The 17,607-nt window shown below is 73.5% G+C and carries 14 protein-coding genes and 1 pseudogene; 11 read left to right on the top strand and 4 right to left on the bottom strand.

What is annotated here, in order from left to right; all coding sequences use genetic code 11:
• Window positions 1-928 precede the first annotated feature (928 nt).
• The 6 genes and pseudogenes from V6V47_RS17805 to V6V47_RS17830 all read left to right on the top strand — a co-directional run.
• Window positions 929-2,560: pseudogene (locus V6V47_RS17805) on the top strand (hypothetical protein); the annotation flags it as partial.
• Between the two features lie 23 nt (window positions 2,561-2,583).
• Window positions 2,584-3,558, top strand: coding sequence for an alpha/beta fold hydrolase (locus V6V47_RS17810; RefSeq protein ID WP_334629378.1), 975 nt, complete (start codon window positions 2,584-2,586; stop codon window positions 3,556-3,558).
• Window positions 3,559-3,563: 5 nt separating this feature from the next.
• Window positions 3,564-4,490 (top strand): DUF3152 domain-containing protein, encoded by a 927-nt coding sequence (locus V6V47_RS17815; RefSeq protein WP_334629379.1) that lies wholly within the window; start codon window positions 3,564-3,566, stop codon window positions 4,488-4,490.
• Window positions 4,491-4,568: 78 nt separating this feature from the next.
• A complete protein-coding gene (locus V6V47_RS17820; protein WP_334629380.1) occupies window positions 4,569-5,405 on the top strand; it encodes a DUF3152 domain-containing protein in 837 nt (278 codons plus the stop codon).
• Between the two features lie 123 nt (window positions 5,406-5,528).
• Complete coding sequence (gene moeZ / locus V6V47_RS17825) at window positions 5,529-6,710, top strand: adenylyltransferase/sulfurtransferase MoeZ (protein ID WP_442934255.1); 1,182 nt, start codon at window positions 5,529-5,531, stop codon at window positions 6,708-6,710.
• A gap of 134 nt (window positions 6,711-6,844) precedes the next feature.
• Window positions 6,845-7,681 (top strand): prenyltransferase/squalene oxidase repeat-containing protein, encoded by an 837-nt coding sequence (locus V6V47_RS17830; RefSeq protein ID WP_334629381.1) that lies wholly within the window; start codon window positions 6,845-6,847, stop codon window positions 7,679-7,681.
• A gap of 190 nt (window positions 7,682-7,871) precedes the next feature.
• Here the strand turns inward: V6V47_RS17830 and V6V47_RS17835 are convergent, their stop codons facing one another.
• Both V6V47_RS17835 and proB read right to left on the bottom strand, forming a co-directional pair.
• Window positions 7,872-9,113 (bottom strand): glutamate-5-semialdehyde dehydrogenase, encoded by a 1,242-nt coding sequence (locus V6V47_RS17835; RefSeq protein WP_334629382.1) that lies wholly within the window; start codon window positions 9,111-9,113, stop codon window positions 7,872-7,874.
• A 13-nt stretch (window positions 9,114-9,126) separates the two neighbouring features.
• Window positions 9,127-10,284, bottom strand: a complete 1,158-nt coding sequence (proB, locus tag V6V47_RS17840) for a glutamate 5-kinase (protein ID WP_334629383.1) — start codon at window positions 10,282-10,284, stop codon at window positions 9,127-9,129.
• Window positions 10,285-10,297: 13 nt separating this feature from the next.
• On the opposite strand from proB, the gene V6V47_RS17845 reads away from it, so the two are divergent.
• From V6V47_RS17845 to V6V47_RS17855, 3 genes are read left to right on the top strand one after another with little or no spacing between them, the layout of a single operon-like run.
• Entirely contained in the window at window positions 10,298-10,612 is a 315-nt protein-coding gene (locus V6V47_RS17845; protein ID WP_334629384.1) for an MGMT family protein, read from the top strand.
• Between the two features lie 32 nt (window positions 10,613-10,644).
• On the top strand, window positions 10,645-12,069 hold the full coding sequence (locus V6V47_RS17850) for an MFS transporter (protein ID WP_334629385.1): 1,425 nt from the start codon (window positions 10,645-10,647) through the stop codon (window positions 12,067-12,069).
• A 27-nt stretch (window positions 12,070-12,096) separates the two neighbouring features.
• Window positions 12,097-13,602: a pyridoxal phosphate-dependent decarboxylase family protein gene (locus V6V47_RS17855; RefSeq protein WP_334629386.1), complete on the top strand. Its 1,506-nt coding sequence runs from the start codon at window positions 12,097-12,099 to the stop codon at window positions 13,600-13,602.
• Window positions 13,603-13,708: 106 nt separating this feature from the next.
• On the opposite strand, the gene V6V47_RS17860 is transcribed toward V6V47_RS17855, so the two are convergent.
• Entirely contained in the window at window positions 13,709-14,905 is a 1,197-nt protein-coding gene (locus V6V47_RS17860) for a hypothetical protein (protein ID WP_334629387.1), read from the bottom strand.
• Window positions 14,898-15,458, bottom strand: a complete 561-nt coding sequence (locus tag V6V47_RS17865) for a SigE family RNA polymerase sigma factor (RefSeq protein ID WP_442934256.1) — start codon at window positions 15,456-15,458, stop codon at window positions 14,898-14,900. Before V6V47_RS17865 ends, V6V47_RS17860 begins: the two co-directional genes overlap by 8 nt.
• A gap of 195 nt (window positions 15,459-15,653) precedes the next feature.
• Here V6V47_RS17865 and V6V47_RS17870 point away from each other — a divergent pair, with 195 nt between their 5' ends.
• Together V6V47_RS17870 and V6V47_RS17875 are read left to right on the top strand one after the other, a co-directional pair.
• Window positions 15,654-16,235, top strand: coding sequence for an NADH-quinone oxidoreductase subunit B (locus V6V47_RS17870; RefSeq protein ID WP_334629388.1), 582 nt, complete (start codon window positions 15,654-15,656; stop codon window positions 16,233-16,235).
• A 42-nt stretch (window positions 16,236-16,277) separates the two neighbouring features.
• On the top strand, window positions 16,278-17,594 hold the full coding sequence (locus V6V47_RS17875; protein WP_334629389.1) for a DUF2252 domain-containing protein: 1,317 nt from the start codon (window positions 16,278-16,280) through the stop codon (window positions 17,592-17,594).
• Window positions 17,595-17,607: the final 13 nt, after the last annotated feature.

A 17,607-nucleotide genomic window follows, 5' to 3' on the forward strand; every position in this document is an offset into this window, starting at 1 on the left:
CGAGCGTCCGTCCTGGGCCGGTGGGCAACCGGCGACGCCGACCACCGTCCCGGCGACGCCGACCACCGACACAGCCTCGGAGTCGCCCGTGCCCGACCCTGCGGCGGAACGACCCTCCTGGGCCGGCGGGCCGGCACCCGAGTCGCCCGCGGAGCGCCCGTCCTGGGCCGGTCCGGCGTCGGCCGGCGCCTCGTCGGCCGATCGGGCGTCCGGGGTCGGCGGTTCGGACCCGGCCCCGACCAGCGGACCGCCCGTCCCGTCGAGCACGCCGGCCGCCGACCGTCCGTCCTGGGCTGGCGGTCCCGCCCCGACCAGCGGCCCACCGGCCGACCGTCCGTCCTGGGCCGGCTCCGCGCGGACCAACGACGACCGCCCCGACCGCCCCTCGTGGGCCGGTGGCCCGACCCCGGCGCCCGCCAGCGCTCCGCCGTCCCGTCCGTCCTGGGCGGGCCCGGCGCCGACCAGTGCTCCACCGTCCCGGCCGTCGTGGGCCGGTGGCTCAGATCCGGTGCCCGCCAGCGCCCGGCCGTCCTGGGCCGGCGGTGCGGATCCGGCACCGACCAGCGGCCCGCCATCCCAGCCGTCCTGGGCCGGCGGTGCGGATCCGGCGCCGACCAGCGGCCCGCCGTCCCGGCCGTCGTGGGCCGGTGGCCCGGACCCGGTGCCGGCCGATGCTCCGCCGTCCCGGCCGTCGTGGGCCGGTGGCCCGGACCCGGTGCCGGCCGATGCTCCGCCGTCCCGGCCGTCGTGGGCCGGTGGCCCGGACCCGGTGCCGGCCGATGCTCCGCCGTCCCGCCCGTCCTGGGCCGGTGGCCCGGACCCGGTGCCGAGCAGTGGTCCGTCGTCCCGCCCGTCCGCTGCTGGCGGCCCGGTGAGCGGCCCGCCCAGCGCGCTCCCGGCCGACGCACCGACGTGGGCTGCTCCAGGGCCGGCCGACACGCCTCCTGATCCGCCACCGGCACCGGCCGGTCCGGCGCTGACGGCGGAGCGGCCCTCCTGGGTCGGTGGGTCGCCGTTGACACCGCCGAACGCTGCTCGGGCGGCCCGGCCCGACTGGTCCGAGGGACGCATCCCTCCGGCGTCGGTCGAGCGCCCGTCCTGGCCGGGTAGCCGTGCGGCCAACCCGCCTCGTGCGAGTGAGACGAATGAGCCCTCGGGCTCGCTCCAGCCCGAGGCCCGGTCGGTCAAACCGTTCCGGCTCCGGCCGGCGAGCGCTGATTCGTCCGGCCCGTCCCCGGCCGAGCCGCCCCGCGCGGCCCCCGGCGACGCGGCGACGGCCGCTCCCGCTTCCGGCACGAGCGGGTCCGAGGGCCGGGACCTGCCTCCTGCCGTGCCCGCCCCGACGAACGCGCCCCCCTATGCGGCTCGCCGATCCGCCCCCGACTCGGCCGGCACCGACCCGCGAGCGGAACTCCCGTCGGCGGTGCTGCCGCAGCGTGTTCCCGCGGAACCGGACGTGCCCGTCGTGCCGGAGCCGCCGGCCGTGGAGCCACCCGCGGAAACCCCGGAACTCGCTCGCATCGCCACTCACCTGCGGCGCGAGGATGAGCCCGCACCGCTGCGGGAACGCCCCGAGGGGTTCGACGTCAACGCCATCCTGGACGCCGTCCGGGAGGTGGCCGGCGTCCGCGATGCGGCGCTGCGCCGGACCCCGGCGGGGGCGCACAGCCTCCGACTCGACCTGGCCGACGGCGCCGACCCGGCCGAGGTGAGCCGACACGTGGCCCGGCTGCTCCAGGAACGGATGGGACTGGCCGCAGCCCCGCAGAACGTGCCCGGCCTGCCCACCACACCGGCCCCGCCACCAGTCCGCCGCCGGGCAGCAGACCGGCGCTCCTCGGAGCCCCGGGGCACCGAGCCGCGTGACACCGGTGCGGATCCGCGTACCGGTGAGGTGCGGGCCACCGAGTCGCCGTTGGGCGGTCGGGTCGAGGCAACGCCGGCTGCCCCCGAGCAGTCGGACGGCACGCGCCGACGTCGGCCGAACGCCGCCCCGCACCGGGGCCGCGCCGCCGTGGAGGAGCCGGGATCGGTCTCGGCCGCGCCCGCCGGTATGGCCACCGGCAGCCCCGCGACGGTCGGTACGTCGTACTCCGGTGGTCAGGTGACCACGACGGAGTCGGCGCCGTCCCGCCCGCTGGACACCGGCGGCACACCGGGGCCGCGGGTGGTCATCGACCACGTGCAGGTCAGCACCTTCGGCCTGGACGCCAACGTGGAGGTCCGGCTGCTGGCCGGTGACGAGAGTGCGTCCGGTTACGCCACCGGGCCGGCGGTGGACGGCTACGTGCTGCGGCTCTGCGCGGTGGCCGCCGCCGCCGCGGTGGACGAGTTGCTGCGCAGCGCCGAGAACGCCGAGCGGGGGCGCTGTTTCGTCGAGCACGCCGCGGTGGTGCCGTTCGGTAACTGCGAGGTGGCCACCGTGGTGGTGCTGCTGGTCTGTGACGGGTGGGTCGAGCAGCTCGCCGGCTCGGCCCTGGTCGCCGGTGACCCGCGGCAGGCGGTGGTGCGGGCGACGCTCGCGGCGGTCAACCGTCGGCTGGAGGCGCTGCTGTCCTGAGTGGTCCGGGGCAGACTGGGGGAATGAAACGCGCCACCCTCTGGCCGGACGACCTCCTCCCCGAGCACCGGGTCCCGCCGCCGTGGCCGGGTCGGGCGGTCCGCCTCGACGGCTCGGTCACGTACGTGCGGGACACCCCGAGCACCGCGGCCGACGCGGAGCCGGCGCTGTACGTGCACGGGCTCGGCGGCTCGTCGCAGAACTGGACCGACCTGGCTGGCCTGCTCGCCGACCGGCTGGACGGCCAGGCCATCGACCTGCCCGGGTTCGGCCACAGTGAGCCGGGCCCCCGGTACACGATTCCGGCCTTCGCGCAGCGGACCATCCGGTGGATCGAGCACTCCGGGCGGGGGCCGGTGCACCTGTTCGGCAACTCGCTGGGCGGCGCGATCGCTGTTCACGTGGCCGGGCTCCGGCCCGACCTGGTCCGTACGCTCACGCTGATCTCGCCAGCGTTGCCGTTTCTGGATTTCCGGCGCTCGTTGCAGGGTCGGATGCTGCCGCTGCTGGCGATCCCCGGGGGTGAACGGCTGGTCGCCTGGCGGCTCACCCAGCTCGCCCCGGAGGTGATGGCCCAGGAGGTGCTCGCGGCCTGCGTCGCCGACCTGAGCCGGATCTGCGCGCAGCGGCAGCAGGAGGCGCTGGAGGAGATCCGGGTGCGGTACGAGGCGACCCACTACGCTGCCGCGTACGTCCGGACGTTCCGTGGGCTGGTCTCCAGCTTCCTGCGGTCGTACCTGCCGGGGCCGGGCTCGCTGTGGCGGCTCGCCGGGGCGGTGCGCGCGCCCACCCTGGTGGTGGGCGGCCGGCAGGATCGGTTGGTCGACGTCCGGGTCGCGCCGCAGACCGCGCAGGCCATTCCGGACAGCCGGCTGCTGATGCTCGACGGTGTCGGCCACGTGGCGCAGTTGGAGGTGCCCCGGCTGGTAGCTCGGGCGGTGGTCGGCCTACTCGCCGAAACGGAGGAGACCCTCCGGCGGCCTGATCTGGCAGGCTGATCCGGATGCCCATCTCCGCCCGCCGCCCAGCTCACCGTTCGCGACGTTTTCCACGGACCGCCCAACTGGTGGCGGTGGTGTTGGCCGTCGGCACGGCGGTGACCGTGATCGCCGAAGGGCCCGGCGGGCACCCCAGCGCCGGCCGGCTGGCCGCCGAGGAGATCACTCCGCCGTCAGCCGCCACTGCGCCGCCGCTGGCCGCGCCGCCGACGATGACCACGTCGCTACCGGCCGTCGCCCCATCGTCCCTGGTCGCGCCGACGCCGCCGTCGGGCGGCCCTTCGCCGGCCGGGTCGGCCACCGCCCCGCCGAGCCCGCCGTCGGTGTCACACCTGCCCGGGCCGGTGCCGACCGCCGGCACCGGTGTGTTCGGCTACGACAACCGCAGCGGCCCGGTGCTGGGCGGCGCGGGTGTGCTGCGGCGCTACCGGGTGGCCGTCGAGTCGGGCAGCGGCGAGGACGTGGCCGCGTTCGGGCAGGTGGTCGAGGCGGCGCTCGCCGGGCCGGGCAGCTGGGTGGACAGCGGCCGGCTGCGGTTGCGGCAGGTGCCCGAGGGCTCGCCCCGGGACTTCACCGTCTACCTGGCCACCGCCCGTACGGCGGGTCGGATGTGTGCCGAGGGTGGGGTGAACATCCGGGTCGGTGGTCGGCCGTACACCTCGTGCCGCGCGCCCGGGAAGGTGATCATCAACCTGGACCGGTGGCGGCTGTCCGTGCCGCACTACGTCCGGGCCGGCGTGCCACTGTCGGTCTACCGGACGTACGTGGTCAACCACGAGGTGGGCCACCAGCTCGGGCACCGACACGAGCGCTGCCCCGGTGCCGGTCGGCCGGCACCGGTGATGATGCAGCAGACCCTCTTTCTCAACGGGTGCCGGATCAATCCGTGGCCGTACCTCGAGGGCCGCCGCTACGCCGGTCCCGCCCTCTGAAAGTTTCCCCATCAGGCGTCACGCGGCAATCACGGTAAAAGCGATGAAATGCCCGATTAATCTGGCAGGCTGAGCGTCATGACGCCGTCGTCCCCTTACGGCCCGCCCGAGCCGCCCGGCGCGCCCGGCCGGCCGGCGGCCCAGGCCCCGGACGGACGGTCGACTCTGCTCCGGATGCATCGGCGCCGACGCCGCAGCCTCCTGCTCGGCCTGCTCCTGCTCGCCGCCGCCATCGGAGTGACGCTGACCCGGGGTGGCGAACCGCCGGCCGCCGAGGCGCCCGCCACCACGCAGGGCCAGATGGGCCATGGCGGCGGGGCAGGCGCCCACCCGGCGCCGACCAGCTACCCGTCGGTGGGCGCGGGACGCTTCACCGTGGCCGACGGCCAGACCTCGGTGTACGGCGAGGACGGCCCGCTACACCGCTACCGGGTCGTGGTCGAGCGCGGCACCGGCCAGGACGTCGACGCCTTCGCCGGCGCGGTGGACGGCGTGCTGACCGACCGCCGCAGCTGGATCGCCTCCGGTGAGCTGCGGGTGCAGCGGGTGGCCGACGCCGGTGCTGCGGACTTCACCATCTACCTGGCCACTCCGGTCACCTCCGAGCGGATGTGCGCCGAGGGCGGGCTGACCACCGAGCGCTACACCTCGTGCCGGCTGCCGGGCCAGGTCATCATCAACCTGGCCCGCTGGATGGAGGCGGTCCCCGACTACGGTGCGCCTCTGGACACCTACCGGACCTACGTGATCAACCACGAGGTGGGCCACGAGTTCGGCGAGGAGCACGAGGCGTGCCCCGGCCTCGGGGAGTTCGCCCCGGTCATGCAGCAGCAGACGTACGGCCTTCAGGGCTGCGTCGCCAACGCCTGGCCGTACCTCGAGGGCCGTCGCTACGCGGGGGACATCGTCCCCTGATCGACCGGGACGTCGGATATTCCCGCTCCCGAATCGCGGGCCACGTGTCCTCCCTCATGGCCGAGCGGGTCCCCGGCGAGCAACAATGGCGCGGTTCACACCGCCGATCCCGGGGAGTCCACCGTGTCGTTGCCCCCGCTCGTCGAGCCCGCCGCCGAGCTGACCGTTGACGAGATCCGTCGCTACTCCCGCCACCTGATCATTCCGGACGTCGGGGTGGCCGGGCAGAAGCGGCTGAAGAACGCCCGGGTGCTGTGTGTCGGTGCCGGTGGCCTCGGCTCGCCCGCTCTGATGTACCTCGCCGCTGCCGGGGTCGGCACGCTCGGCATCATCGACTTCGACACCGTCGACGAGTCCAACCTGCAGCGTCAGATCATTCACGGTGTCTCCGACATCGGCCGGTCCAAGGCGGAGTCCGCCGCCGCGTCGATCCGCGAGATCAACCCGCTGGTCAACGTGGAGATCCACAACACCGCGCTGGACCGCGAGAACGTCCGCGAGATCTTCGCCCAGTACGACCTGATCGTCGACGGCACCGACAACTTCGCCACCCGGTACATGGTCAACGACGCCGCGGTGCTGCTCGGCAAGCCGTACGTCTGGGGTTCGATCTACCGCTTCGACGGCCAGGCATCGGTGTTCTGGGCCGAACACGGCCCCTGCTACCGCTGCCTCTATCCCGAGCCGCCGCCGCCCGGCATGGTCCCGTCCTGCGCCGAGGGTGGCGTGCTCGGTGTGCTCTGCGCGTCGATCGGGTCGATCCAGGTCAACGAGGCCATCAAGCTGCTGACCGGCATCGGTGAGCCGCTGGTCGGCCGGCTGATGGTCTACGACGCCCTGGAGATGGAATACCGCAAGATCAGGGTGCGCAAGGACCCGAACTGCGTGCTCTGCGGCGACAATCCGACGGTCACCGACCTGCTGGAAGACTACGAGGACTTCTGCGGCGCGGTCTCCGAGGAGGCCCAGGAGGCGGTGGTCGACGCGACCATCACCGCTCGGGAGCTGAAGGACTGGCAGGACGCCGGCAAGGACATCTTCCTCGTCGACGTCCGGGAGCCGGCCGAGTACGAGATCGTCCGGATCCCCGGTTCGACCCTGATCCCCAAGGGCGACATCATCTCCGGCGAGGCGTTGGCGAAGCTGCCGCAGGACCGGCAGATCGTGCTGCACTGCAAGTCCGGCGTCCGCTCGGCGGAGGCGCTCGCCGCGCTCAAGGCGGCCGGTTTCCGCGACGCCGTGCACGTGCAGGGTGGCGTGCTCTCCTGGATCAAGCAGATCGACCCCGCGCTGCCCGCGTACTGACCGAGGGGGCCGGGGCGGTCGTCCGCCGCCCCGGCCCGCCGGCGAATCGACGCAACCGCTCAGAGCGACGCAGCCATCACCGGCTGGCCGATTCCCCGAGGCGGGATCGCGTCTGCGCAGGTAGCGTTCCCGCCGTGGTCGACTTGGAAGCCGCGATCGGGTTCGTCGTGGCGCATGGGGATGCGGTGGAACGCGCCCGTCTCTCCTGGCTGCGCAACGGCACGCCGGTGCCCGAGCAGCTGCTCGAGACGGCCGAGGTGGGGCAGTCGTCCGACGGCGGGTGGCCGGCGACCTGGGGCGGCGAGATCGCCTCGATCGACGCCACCTGCTTCCGGCTCGCCGAGCTGGACGACCTGGGTGCGCTCGGCCGTCCCGCCGCCCGCCGCGCTCTGGACTGGCTGGCGTCCCGGCAGCAGGCCGACGGCGGTTGGGAAGAGGATGCGTCGCTGGCCGACTCAGCACCGGAGTGGGCCCGGCCCGGCGATCCGGAGGCCGGGTTCCTCGTGTCGGCCAACGCTGGCTTCTGGCTCACCGTCGCCGGCCTGGACGCCCGGGCCTCGGGCCCGCTCGACCATCGGGTCGGTGGGGCGTACGCCGGAGTCGTGCAGGCGGCGGCCCACTCGCTCGCCGCGCGGCTGCGCCCGGACGGTAGCTGGCCGTCGTACCTCGCCGCCGGCTGGCTGAGCGCGGCAGTGCTGCACCGGCAGGAGATGTTCCAGGAGTCCGCCCGGATTCAGGTGGTGCTCGCCGAGCGGATGCCGAAAATGTCCTCCGGGGACGTGGCGTGGTTGGCGGCCACGTTGCGCCGAGCCGGCGTCGACCCACAGGACTGGATCATGGTGCGGGCGCTGCGCCGGCTGACCGAGACCCAGCGCAGCGACGGCGGCTGGGAGAGCGACGACGGCCACCAGTTCGACGTGCACGCCACTCTGTCCGCGATCCGCGCAGCCCGCCCCGCGCCAACAAGCTGACCCCGCGCCCCCGCCCCCGCGCCCCCGCCCTCTGCGGCCCCCGGCCCCGCCCTCTGCGGCGATCTTGCAGTTCCTGTCGCCGAAGCGCGCTGAATGCACCTTATGTCGAGGCAGTAAGTGCAAGATCGCCGCGCGAGGGGTGGGGCCGCGGGGGGCAGGGGGGCAGGGGGGGCAGGGGCGGGGCTGGGGGCTAGCGCACGTGGCCGTCTCCGGTTACCACGTACTTTGTGCTGGTCAGCTCGGGGAGGCCCATTGGGCCGCGGGCGTGCAGCTTCTGCGTGGAGATCCCGATCTCCGCGCCGAAACCGAACTCGCCCCCGTCGGTGAACCGGGTGGAGGCGTTCACCATCACCGCCGCCGCGTCCACCCGGGCGACGAACTCCCGTGCCGCGCTCGCCGAGTCGGTGAGGATCGCCTCGGTGTGCCCGGTGCCGTAGCGCCGGATGTGCGCGACCGCCCCGTCCAGCGAGTCGACCACCGCGACGGAGATGTCCGCGGAGAGGTATTCGGTCGCGTAGTCCTCGTCGGTGGCCGGAACCACGGCGGCCGAGTGCGCGGCCACCCGCTCGTCGCCGTGCACCGTCACCCCCGCCTCGGCGAAGGCGGCCAGCATCGGAGGCAGGAAGGCGTCGGCGACACCCGCGTGCACCAGCAGCGACTCGGCGGTGTTGCAGGTGGAGAGACGCTGCGTCTTGGCGTTCAGCGTCACCGCGACCGCCTGCGCCACGGTCGCGGCGGCATCCACGTAGACGTGGCAGTTACCCACCCCCGTCTCGATCACCGGCACGGTGGACTCTTCGACCACGGTGCGGATCAGCGACGCGCCGCCGCGCGGGATCAGCACGTCGACCAGCCCTCGGGCGCGCATCAGCTCCTTCACCGACTCGCGGGAACTCGCGTCGAGCAGTTGCACCGCGTCGGCCGGCAGCCCGGCACCGGCTACCGCGTCGCGCAGCACCGCGACCAACGCCGCGTTGGAGTGCGCGGCCGAGGACGACCCGCGCAGCAGCGCCGCGTTGCCGGACTTCAGGCAGATCCCGGCCGCGTCCACGGTCACGTTGGGGCGTGCCTCGTAGATGATGCCGACCACCCCGAACGGCACCCGGATCTGACGCAGCTCCAGGCCGTTGGGCAGCGTCGAGCCGCGGACCACCTCACCGACCGGGTCGGGCAACGCGGCCATCTGGCGCAGCGCGTCGGCGATGCCGGCCACCCGGCCCGCGTCGAGGGCGAGCCGGTCCAGCACGGCCGAGCTCAGCCCGGCCTCCCGACCGGCCGCCAGGTCCGTCGCGTTCGCGGTCAGGATCTCCGGGGTACGCGCCACCAGCGCGTCGGCCATCGCGGACAGCGCGGCGTCCTTGGCCGTACGCGTCGCCACGGCCAGCGTCTCCGCCGCCACCCGGGCCCGTCGGGCCTGCTCGCTGACGCTCATCCTCTGCTCCTTCTCACAGCAGCACCAGGTCGTCGCGGTGGACGACCTCTCGTTCGTACGCCGGGCCGAGCGCCGCGGCGAGTTCGGACGTGGAGCGGCCGAGCAGGCCGGGCAGCTCCACCGCGTCGTAGTTGACCAGCCCTCGGGCGACCGGCGCGCCGGCGGTGTCGACCAGGTCGACGGGGTCGCCGGCCGTGAACGTGCCGTCCACGGCCGTGATGCCCGCGGGCAGCAGTGACGTGCGCCGACCGACGACGGCGGCCACCGCGCCCGGGTCGAGGTGCAGCCGGCCCCGGGGCGAGGTGGCGTGGGCCAGCCAGAACAGCCGGGCCGCCGGGCGCCGTTGCTGCGGGTGGAAGAGCGTGCCGACGGGCTCGCCGGCCAGCGCCGGCCCGGCCAGGTCGGCGGCGGTGAGCACCACGGGAATACCGAAGCCGGTGGCGATCCGGGCCGCCTCGACCTTGGTCACCATGCCGCCGGTGCCGACCCCGGAGCGGCCGGCCCCGCCGATGGTGATTCCCGCGAGGTCCTCCTCGCCGCGAACCTCCGCGATGCGGGTCGAGGCCGGTCGGGCGGGGTCGCCGGTCCAGAGGGCGTCCACGTCGGAGAGGAGCACCAGCAGGTCGGCGTGCACCAGCGCGGCCACCAGGGCGGCGAGACGGTCGTTGTCGCCGAACCGGATCTCGTCGGTGGCCACCGTGTCGTTCTCGTTGACGATCGGTACGGCCCGCAGGTCGAGCAGTTTGCGCAGGGTGCGGTACGCGTTGCGGTAGTGCGCCCGCCGGGTCACGTCGTCGACGGTGAGCAGCACCTGCCCGACGGTCAGACGGTGCCGGGCGAAGCTGCTCGCGTACCGGGCGATCAGTAGCCCCTGCCCGACGCTGGCCGCGGCCTGCTGGGTGGCCAGGTCACGCGGACGTCGGGTCAGCCCGAGGGGGGTGAGACCGGCGGCGATCGCGCCGGAGGAGACCAGCACCACCTCGCGCCCGTCAGCGGCTAGTCGGCCGAGGGTGTCGACCAGGGTGTCGACCCGCTCGTCGGCCAGCCCGCCGGTGGCGGTGGTCAACGAGGAGGACCCGATCTTGACGACGACCCGCCGGGCCGCCGTGACTGCGTCGCGCACCCGCCCATTCTGCGTGCTCACGGCCGCACCACCCGGCGGCGTTCCCATATGGTGGCGGATTGTGACACCTGACGAGTACGTCGAGGCGGTGCTCGACCTGGTCGAGCGGATCCCGGAGGGGCGGGTCATGTCGTACGGCGGGCTCGCCGACGCGCTCGCCGAGCGCTCCGGCCGCACCTCGGCCCGGCTGGTCGGCACCATCATGGCCCGGCACGGCAGCGCGGTGCCCTGGCATCGGGTGGTGAACGCCGCCGGGCGGCTGCCTCCGGGGCACGAGCGGGAGGCGCGGGCCCGGTTGCGGTCGGAGGGGGTGCCGTTGCGCGGCGAGGGTGTGGACATGAAGGCGGCCAACTGGTCACCGGAAGAGGGGATGTGACCGCCCGCAAAACGTGAGTAACATTCGGCGCCATGAACGCGCCGCCGGCTGATCCGGCTCCGGTCCCCGCCGGCCTGCCGCGCCGGGTGCACGGCGGGTACGCACTGGGCTCCCTGGCGACCGGCGCCTTCGGCACGGTGCCCGGTCTGCTGTTGCTGCCCTACCTGACCGACACACTGGGCGTGGCGGCCGGGGTGGCCGCCCTGCTCGTGCTGTTGCCGAAGGCGTGGGACGTGCTGGTCAACCCGGTCGCCGGCCGGGTCTCCGACCGCACCCGGTCGCGCTGGGGTGCCCGTCGGCCCTACCTGCTGTTCGCCGGTCTCGCGCTCGCCGTGCTCTTCGCTGCCATCTTCGCCGGGCCGTTCGGCACCGGCCCGTTCGCCTCGGCGTACGTGGCGCTCGCCTTCCTGGCCACCGCCACCGCGTTCGCCTTCTTCCAGGTGCCCTACGTGGCGATGCCGGCGGAGTTGACCGACGACTACGCCGAACGCACCCGGCTGATGACCTGGCGGATCGCCGTGCTGGCGCTGGCCATCCTGGTCTCCGGGGCGGTCGCCCCACTGGTGGTGACGGCTGGTGGCGACGGCGTGCCCGGCCACCGGTGGATGGGCTTGTTCGTGGCGGTGCTGATCGCCCTGGGCGCCGTGGGCGCGTTCTTCGGCACCCGGTCCGCCCCGACGGGTGTGGTGAGCGGCAACGAGCCGACGCTGCGCGCCCAACTCGCCGTGGCGGCCGCCAACCGACCGTTCCGGGCGTTGCTGATCTGCTTCGTGGTGCAGTCCGCCGGGGTGGCGACCATCCTCGCCGGGGTCAACTACTTCGCTGGCCAGATCCTGCGCGACGACGAGGGCGGGCCGACCCTGCTCTTTGTCTGCTTCGTCGGCCCCGCGCTGCTGGTGATGCCGCTCTGGAGTCGGGTGGGCGCCCGGCTGGGCAAGCGCGCCGCGCTGGTCGTCGCGGCACTGATCCTGGCGGCCGGTGCGCTGGCCCTGGTCGCCGCGCCGGCACTGCCGCCGGTCGCGGTCTATCTGCTGGTGGCGGTGCTCGGCGTCGGCTACGCCGGCCAGCAGGTGTTCGCGCTGGCGATGTTGCCGGACTGCATCGCGTACGACACGGCGCGTACCGGTCGACGACAGGCCGGTGTCTTCACCGGCCTCTGGACCGCGGGGGAGACCTTCGGCCTGGCCCTCGGCCCGGGAATCTACGGCCTGGTGCTCCAGATCTCCGGTTACGTCTCCTCGGACACCGGCGCGGCGGCGGCCCAGTCCGGCACCGCGCGCCTGGGCGTCCTCCTGGGCTTCACAGTTCTACCGGCCCTGCTGGTGGGCCCACCCGTCCTCCTCCTCCGCCGCTACACCCTGACCCCGGCCGTCCTCGCCGCAGCCATGCGCGACGGGCGCACGACGCGCGACGAGCGCGTCGATCATGGAGTTGTGCTGGGGGACGAAAGCCGTTGACCGTCACGAGAAGGGCACCATGACTCCATGATCGACGAGAACAGGGTGGGGGCTGGGGCGCTTTCGGCCGCCGGGGTGCCCGCGGAACAGGTTTTGGCGGAGATCCGGGAGTTGCGGGCCGCTGATCGGCCCACCCACGGTGGGCGGCTGTTCGCGTACGTGTACGACCCGGCGGTGCCGGGGTTGGACGAACTGGCCGCCGCCGCGCACCGGGAGAGCGCGCACGTCAACGGACTGGACCCGACCGCGTTCCCGTCCCTCCTGGCGATGGAGAACGCGCTGGTCGGCGCCGCCGGCCGGGTGCTCGGTGGCGGGCCGGGCACCACCGCGCCGGACGTGGTCGGCAGTGTCACCAGCGGCGGTACCGAGTCGCTGATCCTCGCGGTCAAGACCGCCCGGGACGCCCACCCCGAGATCACCGCACCTCGGATCGTGGTGCCGGCGAGCGCCCACGCGGCGTTCGCCAAGGCGGCGCACTACCTGCGGGTGGCGCTGGACGTGGTGCCGGTCTCCCCGGACACGCTGCGCCCCGACCCGGCCGCGATGGCCGCCGCGATCCGCCCCGAGACGGTGTTGGTGGCCTGCTCCGCGCCGTCGTACGCGCACGGGGTGGTGGACCCGGTCGCGGAGATCGCGGCGGTGGCGGCCGCTGCCGGGGTGCGCTGTCACGTGGACGCCTGCTTCGGCGGCTGGACGCTGCCGTACCTGCGTCGCCTCGGTACGCCGGTGCCGGAGTTCGACTTCGCGGTGCCCGGGGTCACCTCGATCTCGGTGGACCTGCACAAGTACGCGTACGCGCCCAAGGGGGTGTCGGTGCTGCTGCACCGGGACGCCGCGTTGCGCGCTCCGCAGTACTTCGCGTACGCGGACTGGCCCGGCTACACGATGATCAACCCGGTGATCGCGTCCACCCGCTCGGGGGGTCCGATCGCCGCCGCGTACGCGACTCTGCGGCACCTTGGCGATGCCGGCTATCTCGCGCTGGCCGAACGCACCCGGGACGCGGTGGCCGGGCTGGCCGACGCGGTGCGCGGGGTCGACGGGCTGCGGCTGATGGCCGAGCCCGAGTCCACCGTGGTCTGTTTCACCGCCACTGAGTGCGGCCCCGACCTGTTCGTGCTGGTCGACGAGCTGACCGCGCGCGGCTGGCACACCCAGCCCCAGCTGTCGTACGCCGGCCTGCCGGCCAGCGTGCACCTCACGGTGACCGCGTCGGTGGCGCCCCGGGTCGGTGAGTTCGGGCCGGACCTGGCCGACGCGGTGTCCGCGGCCCGGGCGGCCGGTCCGGTCCAGTTACCCGCGGAGCTGGCCGCACTGGCCGGGGCCCTCACGCCTGACGCGCTGACCCCGGAACTGGTCGCGGGCCTGGCCGCCGGGCTGGGCATGGGCGGCGAGCCGGACGGCGCGCCGTTGCCGGAGCGCATGGCGGTGGTGAACACGCTGCTCGACGCCGCGCCGCCTGCGCTGCGGGAGCGGCTGCTGGTCGAGTTCGTCGGTCTGCTGCAACGCCCCACGTGGGGTTCGGACGATTGAACGGCGGTGCCCCGCCCCAGCAGGGCGGGGCACCCAAGCGGTGACCGGAGCGCCGACGGCACCGCACGCCCCCGTGGCATGCGGTGCGGCCGGCGAGACACGATCGTCAGCGGTAGGTCATCTGCACCCGGTTGTCGGCGTCATGGAGCTCCAACAGGCGGTTTTTTTCGCTGTCTATCGGCCAGGCGTCCACGTTGGCCTTCCCCGTACCCAGCGCGATCCCCTCGGCGACCCGGAAGTCCAGCTCCAGCTTCACCTCCGCGCCCGCCGCCAGCCGACCCAGGTCGCAGACCACCGGCTGACTGGTGTATTGAGGGCCGCCGCTGCATGGGGCCCACCCATCCACGTCCGGGCGCACCGCCGCGGGCAGGTTCAGCCGCAGTGCCACGCCGGCGACCGGTCCGGTGCCGCGGTTGCGGACCCGCACCGTGGCCGTACCCGTTCGGGAGCCGTCGTCCGCCGTGGTGAGCACGAGGTCGGTGGTGGTGACCGCGACGTCCGCCGAGTGCGGGTTCGGACCGAAAGTGGTCGGCCCGGAGACCTGGGCGAAGGCGTCGCCCTTCCAGCGGTAGCTTCGCCACTGCCGCTGGGACCAGTCGGCGGGCCAGCCGCCACCGGGAGCGATGTCAGCGACCTGCACGCGGACCGTGCCGTCGCCCACGACGTCGAGCGCGAACAACCACTGCGGCTTGTCGATGGTGGTCGCGACCACCCGGCCGAGGGTGATCACTTCTCCCTTGTTGTCGCGGTCGAAGGCGACCACCTGCATCGGCCCACCGGTGCCGAGCACGCACTGCACCAGCGCCACCGTCTCCACCGCCCCGTCCCCGTCGATGTCGCCGTAGTCGACTGACTGGAGCCAGTTCACCTCCTCCCGGGCGTCGCCGGAGAGCCGTACCTCCGACGTCGCGCAGCCACGTCCGGCCCGCCATGCCGGCAGGGTCACCGGCCCGCCCAGCAGTTGGGCTCGGCTGATTCGGCCGTTCGGCACGGTCGGGGTCGGGCTGCTGCTGGTCCCGGCGGGGCTGGGGGTTGGGCTCGGTGTCGGCGACGCCGACACGCTCGGCGTCGGGTCGACCGGACCGGGCCGGTGGTCCGGGCCGCCGCTCATCGCCGCGAATCCGACGGCCGACCCGCCGAACAGCGCCAGCGCCGTCGTCGTGGTGACCGCCCACTTGCGTCGGCCGCGGCCTCGTACCGTCCGCCGAACGGCGGCGGGTCCCGGCGCCTCGACCTCCGCCAGCACGGTACGGCGGTAGCGGGCGAATTCCTCGGCGAGGCCAAGGGTCTCCTGCTCAGACATCCCGCACCTCCTCGTGGGTGTCGCGCAGTTGGGTGGCGAGCGCGGCCCTGCCCCGGTGCAGCCAGGACTTGACCGTCCCCTCGGCGACCCCTTCCTCGGCGGCGATCTCCGCGATCGTCAGGTCGGCGAGGTAGTGCAGCACCACGGCCCGACGCTGCTTCGGCGGCAACTTCGCCAGCGCGGCGTCGAGGGCGACCCGGTCGGGGCTCGGCTCCGCGACGTGTGTCTCGCGCTGCCGCAGCAGCCATGCCTGGGCGGTGCGCAGCCGCCGCCAGCGGTTGTGGCCGAGGTTCCAGGCGACCTTACGGACCCAGGCCAGGGGGTCCTCGTACTTGGCGAGCCGGTCCCAGCGGGCGTACGCCCGGCAGAAAGCCTCCTGGACCAGGTCCTGCGCCTGCCCGCGGTCACCGGTGTACGCGGTGAGCTGCACCACCAGCCCGCGGAAGTGGGCGTGGTAGAAGTCGTCGAAGACGAGTTCGGCCGTCAGGAGGGCTGTGGTACCCGGCGGGTCCGGGGGGTGTCCACCCACCCGCACGTCTCTCGTCACAAGCACTCGTCCTCCCCGTTTGGACGCGGGCGGTGTGTTCGCCAGCACCGGTCACACAAGTGAATACGTTGGCAGGTTGCGGGTGGACGGGTGCCAATTCGTTGTCGGCTCCGGGACAGCCGGGCCGGGGCACCGCCTGCTCACCGCCGGACCGCGTCGAGGCCGCCTGTGATTCACTGTCGCTGAGGAGAGGGGGCGCTCGTGCAGCTACCGGGAGTGCTCGGCGAGCCGATCCGGTTCGTGCTGAACTGGGGCCGCCGTTACTCGCTCTGGGTCTTCAACTTCGGCCTGGCGTGCTGCGCCATCGAGTTCATCGCGACGAGCATGGGTCGGCACGACTTCATGCGGCTCGGCGTGATCCCGTTCGCCCACGGCCCCCGGCAGGCCGACCTCATGGTGGTCTCCGGCACGGTGACCGACAAGATGGCCCCGGCGATCAAGCGGCTCTACGACCAGATGCCCGAGCCGAAGTACGTCATCTCGTTCGGTGCCTGCTCCAACTGCGGTGGCCCCTACTGGGACTCGTACTCCGTGACCAAGGGTGTCGACCAGCTCATCCCGGTCGACGTCTACGTGCCCGGCTGTCCGCCCCGGCCGGAGGCGCTGCTGCACGGCATCCTGCGCCTGCAGGAAAAGATCGCTGCCGAGCAGGCCGGCATCGGCGGTGTGCCCCGGCCGGACCTGCTGGCCGCGCCCATCGACGCCCCACCCCGCGACGGGGCCGCCCCACGCACCGTCAGCTCGCTGACCGCACCGCCGGTACGCCCACCCGCCGACCGCTGAGTCGGGGACCGCAGGTGGTTCGGTCGAGCTAGCCTGCGCATCATGAGCAACTCCGTGGACCAGAGGTCCGCCCACATCATCGACGTGCTGACCGAGGAGTTCGGGGCGTCGATGGCGATCGACCCGGCGGCCTTCCGTCGTAAGTTCCGTAAGATGGCCGCCTCGCCGTTCGCCTTCTATCGGGGCAGCGCGGCGCTGTTCTACGCCGACCAGCTCGGCGACTTCGCCGACGACCGGTTCTCCGACGAACAAACCGGCCGGGTGTGGATCCACGGCGACCTGCACGCGGAGAACTTCGGCACCTACATGAACGCCTCCGGCCAGTTGGTGTTCAACGTCAACGACTTCGACGAGGCGTACGTCGGGCCGTTCACCTGGGACCTGCGGCGGTTCGCGGCCAGCGTGGCCCTGCTCGGCTACGGCAAGGCGCTCTCCGACCGGGTGATCGGCGAGCTGGTGGCCGGATTCGCCCGCTCGTACCTGACCGAGCTGCGGGCGATCGCCGCCGGCGGGGACGACGCGATCGGCTCGATCACCCTGGACAACGCCGACGGTGTCCTGCGCCGGGTGCTCCAACAGGCCCGACTCAACACCCGGGTCGACCTGCTCGCCGCGCAGACCACCATCGACAACTACGAGCGGCGGTTCTCGGTCGGCGACGGCGTCTTCGAGGTCGACGGGGAGACCCGGGACAAGGTCCGCGCCGCCTTCGAGGACTACCTGGGCACCCTGCCCGCCGCGTCGGCCCGGCTGCGGCCGGTGGCGGCGCACATCAAGGACGTGGTGCTGCGCAAGGGCGTGGGCATCGGCTCGGCCGGGCTGCCGTCGTACAACCTGCTGTTGGAGGGGCACACCCAGGCCCTGGAGAACGACGTCGTCATCTACATGAAGCAGGCGCAGGTGCCGGCGGTGGCACGGCACATCGGCGACGCGAGCGTCCGGGGCTACTTCCAGCACCAGGGTCACCGGACCGCCGAGTCGCAGCGGGCGCTGCAGGCGCACGCCGACCCGTGGCTGGGCTTCACCGAGCTGGACGGGATCGGTCAGCTGGTCGCCGAAGTGTCCCCGTACGCGGCCGACCTGGACTGGGCCGACGTGAACGAGCCGGAGGAGCTGACCGGTGTGCTCGCCGACCTCGGTCGGGCGGTGGCCCGGATGCACTCGGTCGCCGACGACGAGTCCAGCCACGATCTGGTGGACTACTCCACCGAGGAGGCGATCGTCGCCGCGGTGGACACCGACGAGACGGGCTTCGTCACCCACCTGGTGGAGTTCGCGCACGCGTACGGGGTGCGCGCCCAACAGGACCACCAGCTCTTCGTGGACCTGTTCCGCAACGGCCGGCTGCCCGGCATCTGACCGGCGGTCCGCC

The sequence above is a fragment of the Micromonospora sp. CPCC 205539 genome, assembly GCF_036906815.1.
GTDB lineage: Bacteria > Actinomycetota > Actinomycetes > Mycobacteriales > Micromonosporaceae > Micromonospora.

What these genes read in the sequence shown, in the direction of transcription:
- V6V47_RS17835 (WP_334629382.1), bottom strand. Translation starts at nt 9,113, where the DNA reads ATGAGCGTCAGCGAGCAGGCCCGACGGGCCCGGGTGGCGGCGGAGACG.
- V6V47_RS17875 (WP_334629389.1), top strand. Translation starts at nt 16,278, where the DNA reads ATGAGCAACTCCGTGGACCAGAGGTCCGCCCACATCATCGACGTGCTG.
- V6V47_RS17820 (WP_334629380.1), top strand. Translation starts at nt 4,569, where the DNA reads ATGACGCCGTCGTCCCCTTACGGCCCGCCCGAGCCGCCCGGCGCGCCC.
- V6V47_RS17850 (WP_334629385.1), top strand. Translation starts at nt 10,645, where the DNA reads ATGAACGCGCCGCCGGCTGATCCGGCTCCGGTCCCCGCCGGCCTGCCG.
- V6V47_RS17815 (WP_334629379.1), top strand. Translation starts at nt 3,564, where the DNA reads ATGCCCATCTCCGCCCGCCGCCCAGCTCACCGTTCGCGACGTTTTCCA.
- V6V47_RS17860 (WP_334629387.1), bottom strand. Translation starts at nt 14,905, where the DNA reads ATGTCTGAGCAGGAGACCCTTGGCCTCGCCGAGGAATTCGCCCGCTAC.
- V6V47_RS17810 (WP_334629378.1), top strand. Translation starts at nt 2,584, where the DNA reads ATGAAACGCGCCACCCTCTGGCCGGACGACCTCCTCCCCGAGCACCGG.
- proB (WP_334629383.1), bottom strand. Translation starts at nt 10,284, where the DNA reads ATGGGAACGCCGCCGGGTGGTGCGGCCGTGAGCACGCAGAATGGGCGG.
- V6V47_RS17855 (WP_334629386.1), top strand. Translation starts at nt 12,097, where the DNA reads ATGATCGACGAGAACAGGGTGGGGGCTGGGGCGCTTTCGGCCGCCGGG.